The organism is Streptomyces aurantiogriseus (assembly GCF_014649375.1).
Classification (GTDB): domain Bacteria; phylum Actinomycetota; class Actinomycetes; order Streptomycetales; family Streptomycetaceae; genus Streptomyces; species Streptomyces aurantiogriseus.
The window spans coordinates 99,063-117,178 of record NZ_BMSX01000029.1; the positions used below are offsets into that span (position 1 = coordinate 99,063).

The 18,116-nt window shown below is 70.7% G+C and carries 23 protein-coding genes; 18 read left to right on the forward strand and 5 right to left on the reverse strand.

Annotated elements, in window-relative coordinates:
- Positions 1-145: 145 nt before the first annotated feature.
- Entirely contained in the window at positions 146-334 is a 189-nt protein-coding gene (locus tag IE263_RS41210; RefSeq protein WP_189943235.1) for a hypothetical protein, read from the reverse strand.
- A 591-nt stretch (positions 335-925) separates the two neighbouring features.
- Here IE263_RS41210 and IE263_RS41215 point away from each other — a divergent pair.
- The gene (locus IE263_RS41215; protein WP_189943236.1) at positions 926-1,453 is read left to right on the forward strand and encodes an SMI1/KNR4 family protein; all 528 of its coding nucleotides are present in this window, start codon (positions 926-928) and stop codon (positions 1,451-1,453) included.
- 32 nt (positions 1,454-1,485) lie between these two features.
- Here IE263_RS41215 and IE263_RS41220 read toward each other — a convergent pair whose 3' ends face one another.
- The 3 genes from IE263_RS41220 to IE263_RS41230 all read right to left on the reverse strand — a co-directional run bounded on the left by IE263_RS41220 (position 1,486) and on the right by IE263_RS41230 (position 3,810).
- On the reverse strand, positions 1,486-1,971 hold the full coding sequence (locus tag IE263_RS41220; RefSeq protein ID WP_189943237.1) for an NUDIX domain-containing protein: 486 nt from the start codon (positions 1,969-1,971) through the stop codon (positions 1,486-1,488).
- An 18-nt stretch (positions 1,972-1,989) separates the two neighbouring features.
- Positions 1,990-3,204 carry a helix-turn-helix domain-containing protein gene (locus tag IE263_RS41225; RefSeq protein WP_229911451.1) on the reverse strand — a complete coding sequence of 405 codons (1,215 nt, stop codon included), beginning with the start codon at positions 3,202-3,204 and terminating at the stop codon, positions 1,990-1,992.
- A gap of 234 nt (positions 3,205-3,438) precedes the next feature.
- The gene (locus IE263_RS41230; RefSeq protein WP_189943239.1) at positions 3,439-3,810 is read right to left on the reverse strand and encodes a GntR family transcriptional regulator; all 372 of its coding nucleotides are present in this window, start codon (positions 3,808-3,810) and stop codon (positions 3,439-3,441) included.
- Between the two features lie 150 nt (positions 3,811-3,960).
- On the opposite strand from IE263_RS41230, the gene IE263_RS41235 reads away from it, so the two are divergent.
- From IE263_RS41235 to IE263_RS41290, 12 genes are all read left to right on the forward strand, one after another.
- Positions 3,961-4,317 carry an SCO3933 family regulatory protein gene (locus IE263_RS41235; protein WP_189943240.1) on the forward strand — a complete coding sequence of 119 codons (357 nt, stop codon included), beginning with the start codon at positions 3,961-3,963 and terminating at the stop codon, positions 4,315-4,317.
- A gap of 2 nt (positions 4,318-4,319) precedes the next feature.
- Positions 4,320-5,675 (forward strand): FtsK/SpoIIIE domain-containing protein, encoded by a 1,356-nt coding sequence (locus tag IE263_RS41240; protein WP_189943241.1) that lies wholly within the window; start codon positions 4,320-4,322, stop codon positions 5,673-5,675.
- 84 nt (positions 5,676-5,759) lie between these two features.
- Positions 5,760-5,918 (forward strand): hypothetical protein, encoded by a 159-nt coding sequence (locus IE263_RS41245; protein WP_167396220.1) that lies wholly within the window; start codon positions 5,760-5,762, stop codon positions 5,916-5,918.
- Positions 5,918-6,583 (forward strand): DUF2637 domain-containing protein, encoded by a 666-nt coding sequence (locus IE263_RS41250; RefSeq protein WP_189943242.1) that lies wholly within the window; start codon positions 5,918-5,920, stop codon positions 6,581-6,583. Before IE263_RS41245 ends, IE263_RS41250 begins: the two co-directional genes overlap by 1 nt.
- A 20-nt stretch (positions 6,584-6,603) precedes the next feature.
- A complete protein-coding gene (locus tag IE263_RS41255; RefSeq protein ID WP_189943243.1) occupies positions 6,604-6,798 on the forward strand; it encodes a hypothetical protein in 195 nt (64 codons plus the stop codon).
- 1 nt (position 6,799) lies between these two features.
- Positions 6,800-6,991 carry a mobile element transfer protein gene (locus IE263_RS41260; RefSeq protein ID WP_189943244.1) on the forward strand — a complete coding sequence of 64 codons (192 nt, stop codon included), beginning with the start codon at positions 6,800-6,802 and terminating at the stop codon, positions 6,989-6,991.
- A 13-nt stretch (positions 6,992-7,004) separates the two neighbouring features.
- The gene (locus IE263_RS41265; protein WP_189943245.1) at positions 7,005-7,163 is read left to right on the forward strand and encodes a hypothetical protein; all 159 of its coding nucleotides are present in this window, start codon (positions 7,005-7,007) and stop codon (positions 7,161-7,163) included.
- Positions 7,164-7,186: 23 nt separating this feature from the next.
- Positions 7,187-7,513, forward strand: a complete 327-nt coding sequence (locus IE263_RS41270) for a SpdD-like protein (RefSeq protein ID WP_189943246.1) — start codon at positions 7,187-7,189, stop codon at positions 7,511-7,513.
- Positions 7,514-7,598: 85 nt separating this feature from the next.
- Complete coding sequence (locus IE263_RS41275; RefSeq protein ID WP_189943247.1) at positions 7,599-7,787, forward strand: hypothetical protein; 189 nt, start codon at positions 7,599-7,601, stop codon at positions 7,785-7,787.
- The gene (gene repSA, locus IE263_RS41280) at positions 7,780-9,156 is read left to right on the forward strand and encodes a replication initiator protein RepSA (RefSeq protein WP_189943248.1); all 1,377 of its coding nucleotides are present in this window, start codon (positions 7,780-7,782) and stop codon (positions 9,154-9,156) included. The genes IE263_RS41275 and repSA overlap by 8 nt, the downstream gene beginning before the upstream one ends.
- Entirely contained in the window at positions 9,153-9,341 is a 189-nt protein-coding gene (locus IE263_RS41285) for a helix-turn-helix domain-containing protein (protein ID WP_189943249.1), read from the forward strand. The genes repSA and IE263_RS41285 overlap by 4 nt, the downstream gene beginning before the upstream one ends.
- Entirely contained in the window at positions 9,342-10,547 is a 1,206-nt protein-coding gene (locus tag IE263_RS41290) for a tyrosine-type recombinase/integrase (protein ID WP_189943250.1), read from the forward strand.
- A 439-nt stretch (positions 10,548-10,986) separates the two neighbouring features.
- Here the strand turns inward: IE263_RS41290 and mtnA are convergent, their stop codons facing one another.
- The gene (mtnA, locus tag IE263_RS41295) at positions 10,987-12,129 is read right to left on the reverse strand and encodes an S-methyl-5-thioribose-1-phosphate isomerase (RefSeq protein WP_189943251.1); all 1,143 of its coding nucleotides are present in this window, start codon (positions 12,127-12,129) and stop codon (positions 10,987-10,989) included.
- A gap of 140 nt (positions 12,130-12,269) precedes the next feature.
- Between mtnA and IE263_RS41300 the strand changes: the two genes are divergently transcribed.
- The 5 genes from IE263_RS41300 to IE263_RS41320 are packed head-to-tail and all read left to right on the forward strand — an operon-like array spanning position 12,270 to position 17,970.
- Positions 12,270-13,601, forward strand: a complete 1,332-nt coding sequence (locus tag IE263_RS41300) for a DUF7847 domain-containing protein (protein ID WP_189943252.1) — start codon at positions 12,270-12,272, stop codon at positions 13,599-13,601.
- 4 nt (positions 13,602-13,605) lie between these two features.
- Positions 13,606-14,478 carry a DUF4129 domain-containing protein gene (locus tag IE263_RS41305; RefSeq protein ID WP_229911452.1) on the forward strand — a complete coding sequence of 291 codons (873 nt, stop codon included), beginning with the start codon at positions 13,606-13,608 and terminating at the stop codon, positions 14,476-14,478.
- A complete protein-coding gene (locus tag IE263_RS41310; protein WP_189943253.1) occupies positions 14,475-15,671 on the forward strand; it encodes a DUF4350 domain-containing protein in 1,197 nt (398 codons plus the stop codon). Before IE263_RS41305 ends, IE263_RS41310 begins: the two co-directional genes overlap by 4 nt.
- Positions 15,671-16,660 (forward strand): AAA family ATPase, encoded by a 990-nt coding sequence (locus tag IE263_RS41315; protein WP_189943259.1) that lies wholly within the window; start codon positions 15,671-15,673, stop codon positions 16,658-16,660. The genes IE263_RS41310 and IE263_RS41315 overlap by 1 nt, the downstream gene beginning before the upstream one ends.
- Complete coding sequence (locus IE263_RS41320; protein WP_189943254.1) at positions 16,660-17,970, forward strand: DUF58 domain-containing protein; 1,311 nt, start codon at positions 16,660-16,662, stop codon at positions 17,968-17,970. Before IE263_RS41315 ends, IE263_RS41320 begins: the two co-directional genes overlap by 1 nt.
- Positions 17,971-18,116: the final 146 nt, after the last annotated feature.

An 18,116-nucleotide genomic window follows, 5' to 3' on the forward strand; every position in this document is an offset into this window, starting at 1 on the left:
AGTCGTACTGGACCGTCACTGTCTGCCCCCGTCCGTCGGCGTTGATGTCAGCACTGATGTCAGATCGACCGCCCAGGGCTCGTTCCCCTGGCGCCCCTTCGGCACCGTGTTGCTTGCCCTGCATGATCGCTAGGTCGGCAAAGACTCAAGGCCCGGCCACGGCGTACGCCAGGGCGACGGCGAGAACCAGACAGGCAACGGCAACAGCAATCATTGCGACGCCCAGAAGTCCCGTCACGCCCGCGATCGCTTTCCAACTGACCCGGGTCATACGCTCGGCCTGTTCGACTGCGCGCTGGTAGTCGCTGTCGTCGTACCAGTCTCGATTGGTCATGGCACCCCCGGGCCGAAGCATAGGGCCCAGCCCAATTCCTTCCTCGGCCCACCACCCTCCCCAGCTCCCATCCCGTCTGCCGTCGACCCACACACCGTGGAGCGGACGTGGTCCCTGGCGTCCAGGTGGAGCGCGCCACTGTACGAACGACCTGGACGCCAGGGGTCGCGTCTGCTCGGCTCTGCCTGGGTCGACGGCAGGCGGGATGGGAGCTCCCCTGCGCACGCCACACTCGGCCGGCACTCGCGAACGGCGCCCCCTCCATCTCGGAGCCTGAGTGCCCCCGCCGGAGGCATGTCTTTGGCCCGCGGGTGACCTTCCCGCCTCTGCCTGCTGCACGCAGCGCGCCGCCGGGCGCGGCCAGCCGGGGCGCAGACAGGAGGCAGGCCGCGCCGCAGAGGCGGCGCGCGCCCGCGCCGTGCGCGGGCCTTGATGAAGTAGGGAAAGTCTTATCCCGCTGGGATGGGGCTCGTTTGTCCGGTCCCGGGAGATGCTTGACGCCGGGTGGAGTGTCGGGCAAGGCACGTGCCGACCAGGGCAATCCTTGCGCCGCGGTCATCCAGTGACATTGGTGGTCGCTAGCCTGTCCGAGTGATTCATACCGATGATCGGCAGTTCCCTGCTGCCCTCGCCGCCGCGCTGGCGATTCCGTTCGACTACAACGGCGGCGAGGGGGTCGACTTCGAGCCCTTCCCAGCCTTCCTGTCCGCGGACGAGACCACCGACTGGCTCCGGGCCTGGACGGGCAACGCGGAGCTAAGTGGCGACGACTTCCGTGTGTTCGGCCAGGACGGCTCGGGCGGATACGCGGCGTTCTGGTTGGTCCGCCCGAGCTGTCCGCTCGTCGACCAGCCTGTGGTCTTCCTCGGTTCCGAGGGCGAGACCGGTGTCGTGGCGCGTGATCTGGGTGCCTTCTTGTGGCTGTTGGCTGGCGGCTTCGGCCCTTGGGAAGCAGCCACCTCGGACGAACCAGACTGGACCCCGTCTCCCAACCGCCAGCTGGTGGCCGTCGCGGAACGATTCGCAGCCGACCGGCAGCAGTCGGCAACTGCCGTCATTGAGCAGGCGACCCGTGAGTTCCCCGACTTCGATGACACCATCATGGAGCTCTGCCGCTGACCCGGCTCCCGGGGCTCGTCGTCTTGGCTGCGCTACGCCGCTGCGGGGCTCGGCGCCTGACCGTGCTCGAGATACACCGGGGCGTTCTCCGCCCGGGCCTCGATGGCCGCAAGGATGCGGCGGGCCAGTCGAGGGATCGTGCGATCTGCAACCTCGCTCGGTGCTACGAACCTGATGCCCTTCAGCTCCTCGGCCTGCGGGCGGATGCCTTCTACGGTCTCCGGGTCGAGCTGGCCGCCGTCGAACAGGTACAGCACCTTGTCGCCCTCGGCGGCGTTGGGAGCCCAGTCGACCGCCAGGAGGCGGCCGAGCTTCGGCGTGATCCCGAGTTCCTCCTGTACCTCGCGGCTGGCGGCCTGCAGCGGCGATTCGCCGGTCTCGACGTAGCCCCCTGGGATGTCCCAGTAGTCCTTGTACGTGGGTTCCACCATGAGGACGCGCCCGCCGGCATCAAAGAAAAGCGCACCCGCGGCCATGCGCGGATGCGCCATCTTCGCTTCGTGCTCGTTCACTGCCATGCAGCCGAGCGTACCCACCTAGACCACGTGCAGCCGGTCGGCGAGTCCTGTCATGGCCGGGCTCGGTCGGCCTCGGTAGTTCCGGACCCACGAGAGCACGAGTTCGCGAGCGAGGTAGTGACTCCGTACCTGTTCAGGGGCCCAGGACTCGGCTTCAAGGATCATCGCCAGTGCGTCGTCCACGCGGTTGTGGGCGCTGAGCGCTCGGGCCACCTCGATGTTGTGCCGGGTCCGTCGCTCCGTCGGGAGGCTGCTGGTGTCGATCTGGGGGCCCAGCTCCACGGCGATCTGCATGTCGCCCAGCTCGGCGGCGGTGGCCACCCGGTGGATGGCGACGTTGGTAGGGCCGAATGCGGTCCACATGTGGTTGGCGTCCTGCCCGAGCTGCCGCGCTGCCTGGTCGGCCTCGGCGAGGAACTCACGCACGGTCGAGCGGTCGTCTGAGCGGGCGGCGGCCATGGAACCAGACAGGAAGAGCGTGCCGTAGATCGACAGGAACTCCGGGCTGGCATCCGTGAGCCCTGGGCGGAGGTAGTCGGCCGCGTCGCCGACCAGCTGCACAGCAGCATCGAACCGGCCGGTCGACAGGAGGCAGAAAGCCACGGACCGGAAGAGGGAGCCGGTCACCGCCGTATCGCCGCTCTGCTGCGCCGCCCCCAGCCCGCGGTCCGCCGCGATCCACGCGAGATCCACCTCGCCCACCTTGCCAAGCACCATTGCCGCGCTCTGGTACGTCATCGCCAGCAACGCGTTGGCGCGCTCGCGGTCGACGCCTTCGTACGACTGCGCCGCGATGAGCGCATCGGCCAGCACCAGGGGCAGGCGGCGGGTCGCGAAGCCGTATCGCGACGCCTGGTAGGCGTCCAGCACGTCCGTCACGCTGGTCTGGAGCTCCGCCAGCGGCGTCGGTTCGCCTTCAGTGGGCACCCCTAGCAGGGGTGTGAGCTGGCGGTAGTTCATCAGCGCCGACCGAAGCGCCGGCACCGTGCGGTTGCCGCTCTCCGGGGTCCAGTCCATGAGGGTCGGCTCGGCGAGCAGGTCCCCGAGTGAGACGTCGAGTGCGTCTGCCAGTGACTTGATGACCGATAGCCGGTCCAGCTCCAGCCGGTTGTTCTCGGCCTTGCTCAGCCAGTCGACCGTCCGGCCGACGAGTCCGGCCAGGACCTCCTGGGACATGCCGCGCCTGCGGCGGTACCACGCGACTCGCTCACCGATCGTCAGGTTCGTCGTCATTCCTCGCATGGGAAGAGCGTCCACCCGTCTCTCTCTACGGCCCCGGAAGGACTTTCCGGGGTGGTGAGTCCGACCGGTCCTAGCGTTGCTGACAGGCCGAGGGGCTGTCAGACCAACAGGGCGACGAAAGGACTGTGAGCGTGTTGACCCCGGCAGAGAAGCGCGAACTGATCGACCTGATAAGGGGACTTGTTGATGAGCTGGCAGATCTCGCGCGTCGGTCCGACGCCTTGGTCAACGTCCTTGCGCCTGCTGCCGAACCAGATCTTCAAGCTGGTCCATCCGCTCCGCGAGACGGCGCACATCACGGCGAACCTCCGACAGGTACTCCGTGATCTGCTCGAACTCAGGGCTGCGCTTGCTCGGACCACCTTCGCCCGGCATCGCGGCGAAGCTGCCTTTGCCCTGGTGAGAGATGGCGTAACCGTCCTCGCGGAGCCGTGCGATCGCCTGCCGGGCGACCGTACGCGACACCGAGTGCTGAGCCATCAGCTCCGCCTCTGAGGGCAGCTTCTCGCCTGGCTCCATCTCTCCGTCCCGGATCCTGCGCTTGAACTCATCAGCGATCTGCAAGTAGGCAGCGCGTCCGGCAGTGAAGTCGGCCATGGCCCCTCTCCGTGGTTGTCGTACCTAGTGCAGCACATCGCTGTGACAGGAGTCGAGAACAGCCACTTGACACACCAAGTAGTACAGGTTCATGCTCAGACCAGAGATGACGTACTAAGTACGTTAAGAATTCGAGCCAAGGAGCGCGTCATGCGTCAGATCCCCGTCGACACCTCCGCCGCGACCGTGATGGTCGCCAAGATCCCGCAGCCCAAGATCCGCGACCGCCGTACCGGCGAGATCGCGACCGACATGGAGACCGGCGCGAAGCTGATGACCGTCGACGTGATGTTCGCGGCGAACGACGAGGTGGAGATCCTGTCCATCACCGTCCCCGAGACCGGCATCACCGGTGAGCTGACCATGGGCACGCCGGTCGCGCTGACCGGTCTGATCGCCCGTCCGTGGGAGAACGACTTCAACGGGCAGAAGCGGCACGGCATCGCCTTCCGCGCGGTCGCGGTCACGTCTCTTGCCGCCGCTGCCTCGAACTCGAAGGCGGCCTGATCATGACCGCCTTCATGGTCGCGCTGGTGCTGGTCGTCGCTGCTGCGGGTCTCCTGCGGTGGCGGCGCCCCGCCTGGTACTGGATGACCTTCGGCGTCACCCTCGCGAGCCTGCGGGTCCTGGTCCGCTACGCCTCCGTCATGGACGCGTGCGGCCTGACGGTCCCGCCCTCCCGCTGGCGCCTGGCCTTAGCCCGGGTCACCAACCGGCCTGTGCCGGAGTCCCGCCCGCCGCGCATCCTGCGCTTCCGCCCGACCCGGACCGGCCTGGTCCTGCGGCTGGGCCTGCGTCCTGGACAGGACGCCTTCGACATCGCCGCCGCCTCGGACCGGCTCCGCCACTCCTTCTCCATATACGGGGTCACCTCCCGTGAGGTGCGCTCCGGGGTCGTGGAAGTGCGGATGACCGGCTACGACGTCCTCAAGCGGGTGCAGATGCCCGCCAAGCTCGACACCCGCCCCCTGCGGGTCCCGGTCGCCCTCCGCGAAGACGGCTCGGTGCACTACCGCGACTACCGCGCCGTCCCGCACGCCCTCACCCTCGGCGCCACCGAGTCCGGCAAGTCCGTCTACCAGCGCAACCTCGTCGCCGGTCTCGCTCCCATGGACGTGGCCCTGGTCGGCATCGACTGCAAACAGGGAGTTGAGCTGTTCCCCCTCGCCCGCAGGTTCTCCGCCCTGGCCGACAACCCCGACACCGCCGCCGAGCTGCTCGATGCGCTCGTGTCCCGCATGGAAGGCGTCTACCAGCTCATCCGGGCCGAACAGCGCATCACCGCTGACGTGCCGGATGCGGAGATAGCCGCCGACATCTGGGACCTGCCCGAACACCTGCAGCCGGTGCCGGTCGTGGTCCTGGTCGACGAGGTCGCCGAACTCGCCCTTTTCGCCAGCAAGGACGAGGAGAAACGGCGGGACCGCATCATCACCGCCCTCGTCCGCCTCGCCCAGCTCGGCCGCGCGGCCGGCATCTACCTGGAGATCTGCGGGCAGCGCTTCGGCTCCGAACTCGGCAAGGGCATCACCATGCTCCGCGCCCAGCTCACCGGCCGCACCGCCCACCGCGTCAACGACGAGACCTCCGCCAACATGGCCTTCGGCGACATCTCCCCGGACGCCGTCCTGGCCGCCATCCAGATCCCCGCCGAACTGCGCGGCCTCGCTGTTGCCGGGGACTCCACCGGAGGCTGGCACCGCATCCGCGCCCCGCACACCTCCCTGCGCCAGGCCGTCAACACCTGCAACCGGCACGCCGACCGCACCCCGGCCCTGCCCGAACTGGCACCCTTCCGGCCCGAGCTGACTGGCACCCCGGAAGCCCCGGTGCCGCTGTCCAAGACGGCTCCCGCCACGGCCTGACCATCCCCCGCTTTCCGGTCGGCGTGACCGCCTTCGCGCCAGGTCCCTACCCCCGCCATGCCTGATGAAGGGAGAACCCCCGCCATGTGCCCCGACTGCGAGGACTTCGCCCGCACCGTCCTGCTGCTGGGCCAGCTCGCCCTCTACGCCGACACGACCGGCGCTGACCTCGACTTCGTCGACGCCGTCAGCCCGTCCCTGGCCGCCTCGCTCCCCGAGCCGCCGACCGGTGAGGAGTCCTGATGGCCGCCCGTCACGGCCTGCGCGTCGACGCCGTCCTGGTCCAGGCCGTCATCGCCGGAGCCCTGTCCTTCGCCCACCTGCACGACCTGGCCGCCGCTGCCGGACAGGACGGCTGGAAGGCCTGGGCCTACCCGATCTCGGTGGACCTGCTCCTGGTCGCCGCCTGGCGACGACTCCGCTCGGAAGGGCCGTCGCGGCTGGCCTGGTGCTGGTTCCTCATCGCCCTGTTCGCCTCGCTCGGTGCCAACGTCGCCACGGCCGGGTTCCTCGACCTGGCCGACCCGCCCGCCCTGCTGCGCCTGGGCATCGCCGGATGGCCTGCCCTCGCCTTCCTCGGCGGCACCCTCCTCGCCCACTCCACCAAGCACCCGACACCTGCCCCGCCGGCACCCGACCCGGCCGGAGAGCCCGACGTCGTCGAGCCCGATTCCGAGCCCATGCCCGTGCCCGAACCGGATCCGACACCCGCTCCGGCGGAAGAGCCCCCCGCCCTTCCGCCCGCCGACCCGGCGCCCGCAGTTCCCGCCGTCCTCGTCGACCACGCCCGCAAGGTCGCCGCCGAGTACCGCGACCGCACCGGCGCCCCGATCGACACCGACACCCTCCGCACCCGCCTCGGCGTCCCGCCCCACCTCGCCGACGCCATCGCCGCCCAACTCGCCTGACCCGGAAGGCAGGACGACAGATGACCTCCGACCCCGCCGACCTGACCGCTGCCGACTACCTCGACGGCGCCCGCGAGATGACCGCCGTCGGCCGGTTCTACCTCGCCCACCTGCTCGCCGAGGAAGCCGCCCGGCGCACCACCGACCCGGCCACCGCCGCCGGCATCCGTGCCAGCTTCCCCGACCCCACCACCGCCCGGAAGGAGAGCAACTGACATGCCTGCCCGCGACAACTTCCACTCCGTGATGCGCATCGGCCCCGTGCAGATCGGCACCCACCGCGACCGCAACGGCCAGACCAAGCACGCCGCCGTGTGCACCGCCGACCGCTGCGGCTGGTCCGCCGACTACTCCAGCCAGAGTGCCGCCCAGCTCGCCGCCCGCACCCACCGCTGCCGCGTCCGCTAGGAGACCACCCGTCATGGACGTCCCGCTCTGGTTCGCCCTCGCCGTCGTCGGCTACCTCGGCGTCAAGTTCCTCCGCCCGCCCTGGTGGCTCGTCGCCGTCCTCCTCCTGGGCGGCTACCTCCTCGCCGACAGCGTCCTCGCCCCCGCCATCGACACCGCCCTCACCAAGTAACCGCCTGCGAAGGGAGAACCGCCATGCTCCGCCCGAAGATCCCCACCATGCCCACCCCGACCGGACTCGTCACCCCGCCCGCCCCCGTCGAGCCGACCACCGTGGTCCAGCACACCCCCACCACGCCCGCCCCGGCCCCGGCTCCGGCCGCTCAGGCCCCGCCCCGGCCCACCATCCAGCTCACCCCGGGCGCAGTCCTCGCCCTCGTCGGCGGCGGCACGGCCGTGGTCCTGGTCGTCGGCGCCGTCCTCGTCTCCATGCTCCTCGCCGTCGCCATCACCGGCGCGTCCGTCGCCATCTGCGCCCTGGTGATCCGCTCCCTGATCAACGCCGAGACCAAGCGCCGCTGACCGGCCACCGGGTGGCGCACAAGCCGCCAAGCACGCCGCCACCCGGGGCCGTTCCTTCCAACCGCAATCGAAAGGAATCACCATCATGGCCCACCACTCCGCGCCCCCGGTGAGGATCTGCCCGGCCTGCGACGGCTTCGCCTCCGTCGCCATCACACTCGGCGGACGTGACCGCCACGGCCACCTGCGCACCATCACCGCGCACTGCCCGGCCTGCAACGGCCTCGGCATCGTCGCCCGCACCCTCCACACGCGGGAGGGCGCCCGTGCCTGACCTGCTCGACCCGGCCACCCTCGGCGACCTGCTGAGGGTGGCCTCGGCCTCCGACTACACCCGCTGGGAAGACCAGATCCGCCGCACCGGCGGCTGCGCCGACCCCATCCACCTGACCGGCTGGACCCTCACGAAGGACAAGACCACCGGCCAGACCCTGCACCACTATTCCACCGAGAACGAGCCCGGCGGACGCCTCCGCCTCGCCTGCGGCAACCGCCGCGCCTCCCGCTGCCCGTCCTGCGCCTGGACGTACGCGGGCGACACCTACCACCTCATCCGCGCAGGCCTCGCCGGAGACGACCGCCGCGACATCCCCGCCACCGTCCGCGACCACCCCCGCGTCTTCGCCACCCTCACCGCCCCGTCCTTCGGCCCGGTCCACAACCGCCCCGACCGTGGCACCTGCCGCTGTGGCACCCGCCACCCGGCCGACGACCCCGCACTCGGCACCCCTCTCGACCCGGCCACCTACGACTATGCGGGCGCCGTCCTCTTCAACAACCACGCCGGACAGCTCTGGCAGCGCTTCACCACCCGCCTGCGCCGTGAGATCGCCGTCCGCGCCGGGCTCACCCGCCGCGAACTCCCCGACCACGTCCGCGTCTCTTACGGCAAGGTCGCCGAGTTCCAAAAGCGCGGTGCTCTCCACTTTCACGCCGTGATCCGTCTCGACGGTCCCGACGGACCGGACACCCCGCCCCCGGCCTGGGCGACGGTCGACCTCCTCACCGACGCGATCCGAGCTGCCGCCGCCCACTCCTACACGTCCGTCTCCGTCCCGGCCGCCGACGACCAACCGGCCCGAACCTTCCGCTGGGGCGCCCAGCTCGACGTCCGCCCGGTCAAGGCCTTCGGCGACGGCTCCGACATCACCGAACAGGCCGTCGCCGCCTACGTCGCCAAGTACGCCACCAAAGCCGCCGAGACCACCGGCACCCTCGACCACCGCATCGGCGAACTCTCCGAACTCGACCGCCACCAGGTCCCCGACCACGCCCGCCGCCTCATCAAGGCCTGCAAGGAACTCGACCCGCTCTACCCCGACCGCCGCCTGTGGGCCTGGGCCCACATGCTCGGCTTCCGTGGCCACTTCTCCTCCAAGTCCCGCCGCTACTCCACCACCCTCGGCGCCCTCCGCCAGGAACGCGCCGACTACCGAGCCGCCCAGGAACACGCCGCCCTCGGCCTGGACGACATCGAGCCGGACACCGTCCTGGTCCTGGCCGACTGGCAGTACGCCGGACACGGCCACACCCCCGGTGAATCCGCCCTCGCCGCCACCATCGCCCGCGACCTCCAACGCAACCGCGAAACCGCCCGTGAGGAGCTACCTGCCCTGCTCCACCTGGAAGGAGCCGCCGCATGACCACCGCTGTCCCGGTGCTGCTCACGGTGCCTGAGGTGATGGGCAGGCTCAAGTACAGCCGTTCGAAGGTGTACGACCTGATCCGCTCGAAGCGTCTCGCGTCGTTCACGGAGGGCCGGTGCCGGCGCATCCCGGAAAGTGCCCTCCAGGACTACATCCGCACGCAGCTTGAGGAGGCCTGCTGAATGCCTCCGCGCAAGCGCAACCCCAACGGCTCTGGCACCGTCACGAAGCGGGCTGACGGCCGGTATCAAGCTGCGGTGTACGTCCCTCAGCCAGACGGCACCACAAAGCGGAAGTACGCGTACGGCAAGACCTACGAGGAATGCGACCGTAAGCGCCGTGAGCTGATCGACCGCTCCAACGGCGGCATCCCGACACCCACCCGCGACATGACCTTGGGCCAGTGGTTCGACTACTGGCTAGAGATCGTCGTCAAGCCCAACCTCGCGGCGAACAGCTATCGGGCCTACGAGACAGCAGTGCGTCACCACCTCCGCCCACGTCTGGGCTCCAAGATCATGGTGAGGCTCGGCGTCAAGGAGCTACGAGGGGCCATACAGGCGCTCGCAGAGGATGAGGGGGCCAAGACCGCCAAGCGGGCGCTGCGGGTCCTCTCAGCGGCTCTCACGGCCGCGATGGTTGAGGACATCGGCCTGACCCGGAACGTGACCAAGCTCGTCCACGTGCGGGCCTCCACGGATAGCGGGAAGAGCTGGGATGCCGTGACGGTACTCCGCTTCCTGGCCGCTGCCCGGCGTCTCACCCCGTACTACCCGACGTTCCTCCTGCTCTGTCTCCTCGGCCTGCGCCGCGCTGAGGTGTGCGGGCTGAGATGGGAGAACATCGACCTGGATAACCGGATCATCTGGGTGGAGCAGCAGCGGCAACGCGCCAGCGCTGGCACGATCGACGCGGAACTGAAGACCGAGACATCCAAGGCTCCTCTGCCTCTGCCCGCGCAGTGCATCGCGCCTCTGCGCTGGACGCGGATGCGCACGGCCATGCTGCGGGAGCGTGCGATCAGCCAGGGGAAGCCTTGGTTCGAGGACCCCGACGGCCACGTGTTCGTGACCCGTACCGGTCGGCCGCTCACGCCGGATCAGCTCTACCTGGTGCTGCAACGGATCATCAGGGTGGAGGGGCTCACCAAGATGAACCCGAAGGGGCTCCGGAAGTCCTGCGGCACCCTTCTGGTCCACCTGCGGGTGCACCCGCGCATCGTCAAGACGATCCTGCGGCACAGCCGGATCGCGACGACCATGGACATCTACGCTGAGGCCCTAGACCAGGACGTCGTCGAGGCCGTCGGCCAGCTCGATCGTCTGCTTAGGCAGCCAGCCCGCATCCGGGAACTGGAGGCCGGATCGGACCTGGAAACCGCCGCTTGATGTAGCCGTTGGATGTCACGGCCCCTCTCCCCGCGCATCGTCGCAGGTAGAGGGGTCGTTTTCATCGATCAGGCTGGGAGCATCCCATTCTCATAACAGTGACAGTGGCGCTGGTGAGCAGGGTCACTGGCCCGTGACGATAGTCGTAGGGAACCGTCACTGTCTGCCCCGTTCGGTCGGCGTTGATCTCAGCACTGATGATCAGGCCTGCATGGTGCCGCCGTGACAGGCCATGCAGAGCCTCAGGGGCGCAGTCCTACCGGGGAGCGCGCTCACCGTCCACCTCTGCGCGGCCGCCTGCTCCGGCACGGTGACGCTGCACGTGCCCGCACTGCTCCCCTTCATCGGTTCCGTTGCTGGGACGATGCCGCGACCGCCCCTCCTGCGGACCGCGCCGGGTGGAACGGCCGTCCCCGGCGCTCAGGGCCGGCATCGTCCCTCATCCGGCGGTCGCCTGCCGCGACCTCGCGCACAGCTCGGCCAGAGCCCCGGCCGTCACGGGTGACACGACGCCTTCCTCCGTGACGATCGCCGTCACCAGCTCGGGCGGCGTCACGTCGAACGCCGGGTTGTACGCCTGCGTCCCCAGAGGCGCCACCGGAGCCCCGCCGCCCGCTCCCGACACCGGCGCCTGTGGTGCGGTCACCTCCGTCACCTCGAACCCGGGACGCTGCTCGACCTCGATCGACGCCCCGTCCGGGGTGTCCGGATCCACCGTCGTCACCGGCGCCACCACGATGAACGGCACATGGTGGTACCGCGCGAGCACCGCGAGCGGATAGCTCCCCACCTTGTTCGCCACGGAACCGTCGGCCGCTATGCGGTCCGCCCCGATCAGCACCGCGTCCACCTCCCCGGCCGCGAACAGCGAACCCGCCGCGTTGTCCGTGAGCAGGGTGTACGCCATGCCGTTGCGGGCCGCTTCGTACGCCGTCAGACGAGCGCCCTGCAGCAGGGGACGCGTTTCGTCCACCCACAGCCGCCGCAGCTGTCCCGCCCGGTGCGCCGCGAGCGCCACCGCGAACGCCGTCCCCTCACCGCCCGACACCAGCGAGCCGGTGTTGCAGTGCGTGAGGACCCGATGCCCGCCGCCGGGCAGCAGTTCGCCGAGGAGCGCCAGACCGTGCTCCGCCATCCGCGCGCTGGCCTCGGCGTCCTCCTGGTGCAGCTGTCGCGCGGCAGCCAACGCGGCCCGGGCGCCCTGCTCGGGATCACCTCCCCCGGCGAGCTCGGACCGGTAGGCGGCCCGGGCCCGCCGCACGCCGACCGACAGGTTCACCGCGGTGGGCCGGGCGCCCTCGAGCGCCATCGCGGCCTCGTCCACGTCGAAGCCACGCGCGGCGGCGAGCGCGACGCCGTACGCCCCTGCGATACCGAGCAGCGGCGCTCCGCGCACGGCGAGCGAACGAATCGCCTCCACCAGCGCGGACGCGTCCGTACAGACCCGCTCGACCTCCTCGGCCGGCAGCCTCGTCTGGTCCAGGAGCACCAGTACGGGACCTTCGGGTGGTTCCTCCCAGCGGATCGCCGGTATGTCGGTGGGCCGCTTGTCCTCGCCGGGTTGCGCGTACTGATCAGCCATGCGGTCAGTCTGCCCGTTATCCGGCGGACAATTGAAGGTGTGCAGCCCCGACCGCAGCCGGACCCTCGATGACCACCCCATGGCACGATGGCTCCCAACCTGCCGCCGCGCCCGCGGACGGGCACCGTGAAGGAGCGACGATGAAAGACACTCCGGGCTGGGCCTCGCCCGGATCCGCCCCGTCCGACGGACAGGAGCCCGGTGCGTCCCACCCCGCCGAGCCCGCCGACCGTCCCGGCGGCACGCAGCCCGCGGACCAGCCGACCGCGAACCCAGAGGGCACCGGCACGAAGTGGTCCAAGGAGCAGCCGCCACCGGGCCAGTGGTCCGCGCCCACAGGCCCCCAGAACCCCGCCCAGCCTCCTCCCCCTCCCCCGCCCGGCCCGGGCTGGGGCCCCCGCCCGCCCGGCGGCTACGGCGGCCCCACAGGCCCCGGCGGATACGGCGGATACGGGGGCTACGGCGCTCCCGGCGGCTGGGGCGGCCCTCCCCCCGCGGCCAAGCCCGGAGTGATCCCGCTGCGCCCGCTCGGCGTGGGCGAGATCCTCGACGGCGCCGTCTCCACCATGCGCACCCACTGGCGTACGGTCCTGGGCATCTCGCTGGCGGTCGCCCTCGTCATCGAGATCATCGTCGTCCTGCTTCAGGGCCTGGTCCTGAACGACACGACGAGCACGACCGCCCTCACCGACCCGAGCGCCACTCTCGACGAGCAGACCCGCGCGATGGGCGACGTCATGCGGAACTCCGGTGTCGTCGCTCTGATCGCCCTGATCGGTACGATCATGGCGACCGCCCTTCTGACGACCGTCACCAGCCGCGCCGTGCTCGGCAAGCCGGTCACCACCGGCGAGGCCTGGCGGGACGCCCGCCCCCAGGTGCTCAGGCTGTTCGGCCTGATCTTCTTCGTACTGCTGATCGCCGCCGGTGTCCTCGTCCTCGGCGCCCTGCCGGGTCGCCTGGTGGGCGGCGACGCGGGCAGCGGGCTGTCGGCGCTGGGCATCATCGGCGGGCTTGTCGCCGTGGTGTGGCTGCTGGTCCGCTTCTCCCTCGCCTCCCCCGCGCTGATGTTGGAGAAGCAGGGCATCAAGAAGGCGCTGAGCCGCTCCGCGAAGCTCGTCCGCGGCTCCTGGTGGCGGGTCTTCGGCATCCAGTTGCTGTCCCTGTTCATCGCGAACATGGTCGCGATGATCGTCGCCGTCCCCTTCGCCCTCCTCGGTGCCGCTCTGAGCGACGGCGGCCTCGGCGCCTTCGCGGACGGCAGCAGCGAACTCGGGTGGACGTACCTCATCGTCAGCGGGGTCGGCTCGGTGATCGGCTCCCTGATCACGTTCCCGATCACCGCGGGCGTCACCGTCCTCCTCTACATCGACCAGCGCATCCGCCGCGAGGCCCTCGACCTCGACCTGGCCCGCGCCGCTGGCGTCCAGGGCTACGGGAACCCCACCCCCGGCACCACCCCGGGGAGCTGATGCGGTGAGCCTGACGGGGGCAGTCCTCACGGCCCTGCCGGCAGCACCGAGCGGCGGCATGCCCGCCCCGGCGCTGCCCGGCACGGGCACCCCGGCCCCGGCGGCCCTGTCACACGCCGCCGGCCGGGCGGTGCACGCCCTCCTACGGGCCGACGACGGCTCGCACAACCCCCTGGCCGGCGACGGCTCCGCGTTGTCATGGGTCCGCAGCGACGAGCCGCCGGTGACCATCCCCCGCGATCCCGCACGGGAAGCGGCCCGGCGCGAGCTGTCCAAGCAGCTGTACCACGAGAACGACCCCAGCCTCTTCGAGCGCGCCCTCAACACCTTGTGGGACTGGATCGACAGCCTGTTCGGCGCCGCCTCCACCGCCGCCCCGGGCGGGACACTCGGCCTGGTGGTCATCGTCCTGGCCGTCGTCGCCGTCGTGGCTGCCCTCTGGTGGCGCCTCGGCACTCCCCGCCGCCAACCCGCCTCCACCGCCGCCCTGTTCGACGATCGCCCCCGCAGCGCCGCCGACCACCGCGCGGCCGCCGAGGCACACGCCGCCCAGGGCCACTGGAACCAGGCCGTCCAGGAACGCATGCGTGCCATCGTCCGATCCCTGGAGGAGCGCGCCCTCCTCGACGTCCGCCCAGGCCGCACCGCGGACGAGGCCGCCGCCGAGGCCGGCCGCACCCTGCCGGCCCACACCGACCGACTGCGCGCCGCCGCCCGCGACTTCGACGACGTCACATACGGTGGCCGCACGGCGACCGAGCAGGCATACCACCGCATCGCCGACCTCGACCACGACCTGGACAACACCAAGCCCCAACTCGCCCACAGCAGCGCCCCGACCGCGGACCACCACCCTCGCCAGGGAGCCGCCGAATGACCGACGAGGCCACGCTCCCGTCCACCTCGGCCTCGCCCACCGCCCGCCACCTGTGGACCCGCACGCGAGGGATCGCACTCGCCTTCGTACTCCTCCTGGCGGGGGCCGTCGCCCTCGCCGTGCTCCGCTCCGACGCCCGGCACGGCGCCCTCGACCCGCGCTCCGCCGACCCCTACGGCAGCCGCGCCGTCGCCGAACTCCTCGCCGACCGCGGCGTCTCCACCCGCATCGTCACCACCCTGGCCGAGGCCCGCGCCGCCACAGCCCCGGACACCACCCTCCTCGTCGCCACCCCCGACCTCCTGACGAAACGTCAACAGAAGGAACTGCACTCGGTGACCGCCGGCTCCGGCGGCCGTACCGTCCTCGTCGCCCCCGGCAGCTGGTCCGTGGAAACACTCGCCCCCGGCGTCACCGCGGACCCCGCCACGAGCCGCGGCTCCACGCTCTCCCCCGACTGCGACCTTCCCGCCGCTCAACGGGCCGGCACCGCCGACACCGGCGGCGTCCGCTACACCACGCTCCACCTCGACGTGGACGAGTGCTACCCCAGCAACCGCCTGGCCACCCTGCTGCGTGTCCCGGACGCCTCCGGCGACGGCGACACCATCGTCCTCGGCGCGCCCGACATCCTCCACAACGACCGTCTCGACAAGCAGGGCAACGCCTCGCTCGCCCTCCAACTCCTCGGCTCCCGCCCGCATCTGGTCTGGTACCTCCCCTCGCTCTCCGACACCTCCGCCGCCGACCCGGAAGACGAAAAAAGCTTCGCCGAACTGCTTCCTTCCGGCTGGCTCTGGGCCACACTGCAGCTCTTCGTCGCGGCAGCCCTCGCCGCCCTCTGGCGGGCACGCCGACTCGGCCCCCTCGTCCCCGAAAAACTCCCCGTCGCGATCCGCGCCTCCGAAACCGTCGAAGGCCGCGCCCGCCTCTACCGCAAGGCCAACGCGCGCGACCGCGCGGCCACCGCTCTTCGCTCCACGACCCGCACCCGCCTCGCCCCTCCCGTAGGCATCCCCGTCACCCAGGCGCACACGCCCGAAGCCCTCATCCCTGCCCTGTCCGCCCATCTGAACGGCGACGGACAGTCCCTGCACTCCCTCCTCTTCGGCCCGCCACCCGGCGACGACACAGCCCTGATCGCCCTCGCCGACCAACTCGACGCCCTCGAAAGAGAGGTACGCCGTCCATGATGGACCCGACCACTGACAACGCCGGGAACACCGGGGACCCGGGCGACGTCCGCGCCTCCCTGGAAGCCCTGCGCGCCGAGATCGCCAAGGCCGTGGTCGGCCAGGACCCCGCCGTCACCGGACTCGTCGTCGCCCTCCTCTGCCGCGGACACGTTCTCCTTGAAGGAGTCCCCGGAGTCGCCAAAACGCTGCTCGTCCGCGCCCTCGCCTCCGCACTCGAACTCGACACCAAACGCGTCCAGTTCACCCCCGACCTCATGCCGAGCGACATCACCGGCTCCCTCGTCTACGACACCCGCACCGCCGAGTTCTCCTTCCAGCCCGGCCCGGTCTTCACCAACCTCCTCCTCGCCGACGAGATCAACCGCACCCCACCGAAGACCCAGTCGTCCCTCCTCGAAGCCATGGAGGAACGCCAGGTCACCGTCGACGGAACCCCACGCCCCCTCCCCGAGCCGTTCCTGGTAACCGCCACCCAGAACCCGGTCGAATACGAGGGCACCTACCCCCTCCCCGAAGCCCAGCTGGACCGTTTCCTCCTGAAACTCACCATCCCCCTCCCCTCCCGCCAGGACGAGATCGACGTCCTCACACGCCACGCCGAAGGCTTCAACCCCCGCGACCTGCGAGCCGCCGGCGTACGCCCCGTGGCCGGGCCCGCCGACCTGGAAGCCGCCCGCGCATCAGTCGCCAAGACGACGATCTCCCCCGAGATCACGGCCTACGTCGTCGACATCTGCCGCGCCACCCGCGAATCGCCGTCCCTCACCCTCGGCGTCTCACCGCGAGGCGCAACGGCCCTCCTGGCCACCTCGCGCGCATGGGCCTGGCTGACCGGCCGCGACTACGTCATCCCCGACGACGTCAAAGCCCTCGCCCTCCCCACGCTCCGCCACCGCGTACAACTCCGCCCGGAGGCCGAAATGGAAGGCATCACGGCCGACTCCGTCATCAACGCGATCCTCGCCCACGTCCCCGTCCCCCGCTGATGGCACTCACCGGACGAGCCGCCCTCTTCGCGGCCCTGGGCTCTCTCCCCGTCGGCATCTGGGAGCCCAGCTGGACAGGCCTGTTCGCAGTCAACGCCCCCCTGGCCGTCGCCTGCGCCTGCGACTTCGCCCTCGCAGCCCCCGTCCGCCGCCTGCGCCTGACCCGCTCCGGCGACACATCCGCACGCCTCGGCGACACCGCGGACGTCACCCTCACGATCACCAACCCATCCCGCCGTCCCCTGCGCGCCGACGTCCGGGACGCCTGGCCCCCCAGCAGCTGGCAGCCCGGCACCGAAATCGCCGCCTCCCGCCACCACGTCACCATCCCCGCCGGCGAACGCCGCCGCCTCACCACCCGCCTACACCCGACCCGCCGAGGCGACCGCCAGGCCGACCGCGTCACCATCCGCTCCTTCGGGCCCTTGGCCCTCTTCTCCCGCCAGGGCACCCACAAGGTCCCCTGGACTGTACGCGTCCTCCCACCGTTCACCAGCCGCAAGCACCTCCCCTCGAAACTCGCCCGCCTCCGCGAACTCGACGGACGCACCAGCGCCCTGACCCGCGGCGAGGGCACAGAATTCGACAGCCTTCGCGAATACGTCCCCGGCGACGACACCCGCTCCATCGACTGGCGCGCCACCGCCCGCCAGTCAACGGTCGCTGTCCGCACCTGGCGCCCAGAACGCGACCGCCACATCCTTCTGGTCCTCGACACCGGCCGCACCTCTGCAGGCCGCGTCGGCGACGCCCCCCGCCTCGACGCCTCCATGGACGCAGCACTGCTCCTGGCCGCCCTGGCCTCCCGAGCCGGCGACCGAGTCGACCTCCTCGCCTACGACCGCCGAGTCCGCGCCCTGGTCCAGGGCAGAACCGCCCGAGACGTCCTTCCGTCCCTGGTCACCGCAATGGCCACGCTCGAACCGGAACTGATCGAAACCGACGCCCGCGGCCTCACCGCCACAGCCCTTCGTACGGCCCCCCGCCGCTCCTTGATCGTCGTCATGACCACACTCGACGCCGCCCCCGTAGAAGAAGGCCTTCTCCCAGTCCTGCCACAACTCACCCAGCGCCACACAGTCCTGGTCGCTTCAGTGGCCGACCCACACATCGCCCGCATGGCCACCTCCCGCGGCACAACCGACGCCGTGTACGAGGCCGCAGCCGCAGCCCAGGCACAGACGGAACGCCATCGCACCGCCGAACAACTCCGCCGCCACGGAGTCACAGTCGTCGACGCAACACCGGACGAACTGGCACCGGCACTGGCGGACACCTACCTGGCCCTCAAAGCGGCCGGCCGCCTCTAACGCGAAAACGGGCTCTCGCAGGAGAGCCCGTAGAACTGGAACCACGCACAGGCCCGCAAACGCAGAAAACCCCCGCATCAACCGATGCGGGGGTTTTCTCAATGATTGTTCGGCGGCGTCCTACTCTCCCACAGGGTCCCCCCTGC

What these genes read in the sequence shown, in the direction of transcription:
- IE263_RS41255 (WP_189943243.1), top strand. Translation starts at nt 6,604, where the DNA reads ATGACCTCCGACCCCGCCGACCTGACCGCTGCCGACTACCTCGACGGC.
- IE263_RS41310 (WP_189943253.1), top strand. Translation starts at nt 14,475, where the DNA reads ATGACCGACGAGGCCACGCTCCCGTCCACCTCGGCCTCGCCCACCGCC.
- IE263_RS41240 (WP_189943241.1), top strand. Translation starts at nt 4,320, where the DNA reads ATGACCGCCTTCATGGTCGCGCTGGTGCTGGTCGTCGCTGCTGCGGGT.
- IE263_RS41250 (WP_189943242.1), top strand. Translation starts at nt 5,918, where the DNA reads ATGGCCGCCCGTCACGGCCTGCGCGTCGACGCCGTCCTGGTCCAGGCC.
- IE263_RS41315 (WP_189943259.1), top strand. Translation starts at nt 15,671, where the DNA reads ATGGACCCGACCACTGACAACGCCGGGAACACCGGGGACCCGGGCGAC.
- IE263_RS41270 (WP_189943246.1), top strand. Translation starts at nt 7,187, where the DNA reads ATGCTCCGCCCGAAGATCCCCACCATGCCCACCCCGACCGGACTCGTC.
- mtnA (WP_189943251.1), bottom strand. Translation starts at nt 12,129, where the DNA reads ATGGCTGATCAGTACGCGCAACCCGGCGAGGACAAGCGGCCCACCGAC.
- IE263_RS41290 (WP_189943250.1), top strand. Translation starts at nt 9,342, where the DNA reads ATGCCTCCGCGCAAGCGCAACCCCAACGGCTCTGGCACCGTCACGAAG.
- IE263_RS41235 (WP_189943240.1), top strand. Translation starts at nt 3,961, where the DNA reads ATGCGTCAGATCCCCGTCGACACCTCCGCCGCGACCGTGATGGTCGCC.
- IE263_RS41260 (WP_189943244.1), top strand. Translation starts at nt 6,800, where the DNA reads ATGCCTGCCCGCGACAACTTCCACTCCGTGATGCGCATCGGCCCCGTG.
- IE263_RS41245 (WP_167396220.1), top strand. Translation starts at nt 5,760, where the DNA reads ATGTGCCCCGACTGCGAGGACTTCGCCCGCACCGTCCTGCTGCTGGGC.
- IE263_RS41225 (WP_229911451.1), bottom strand. Translation starts at nt 3,204, where the DNA reads ATGACGACGAACCTGACGATCGGTGAGCGAGTCGCGTGGTACCGCCGC.
- IE263_RS41210 (WP_189943235.1), bottom strand. Translation starts at nt 334, where the DNA reads ATGACCAATCGAGACTGGTACGACGACAGCGACTACCAGCGCGCAGTC.
- IE263_RS41220 (WP_189943237.1), bottom strand. Translation starts at nt 1,971, where the DNA reads ATGGCAGTGAACGAGCACGAAGCGAAGATGGCGCATCCGCGCATGGCC.
- IE263_RS41275 (WP_189943247.1), top strand. Translation starts at nt 7,599, where the DNA reads ATGGCCCACCACTCCGCGCCCCCGGTGAGGATCTGCCCGGCCTGCGAC.
- IE263_RS41320 (WP_189943254.1), top strand. Translation starts at nt 16,660, where the DNA reads ATGGCACTCACCGGACGAGCCGCCCTCTTCGCGGCCCTGGGCTCTCTC.
- IE263_RS41230 (WP_189943239.1), bottom strand. Translation starts at nt 3,810, where the DNA reads ATGGCCGACTTCACTGCCGGACGCGCTGCCTACTTGCAGATCGCTGAT.
- IE263_RS41300 (WP_189943252.1), top strand. Translation starts at nt 12,270, where the DNA reads ATGAAAGACACTCCGGGCTGGGCCTCGCCCGGATCCGCCCCGTCCGAC.
- IE263_RS41265 (WP_189943245.1), top strand. Translation starts at nt 7,005, where the DNA reads ATGGACGTCCCGCTCTGGTTCGCCCTCGCCGTCGTCGGCTACCTCGGC.
- IE263_RS41285 (WP_189943249.1), top strand. Translation starts at nt 9,153, where the DNA reads ATGACCACCGCTGTCCCGGTGCTGCTCACGGTGCCTGAGGTGATGGGC.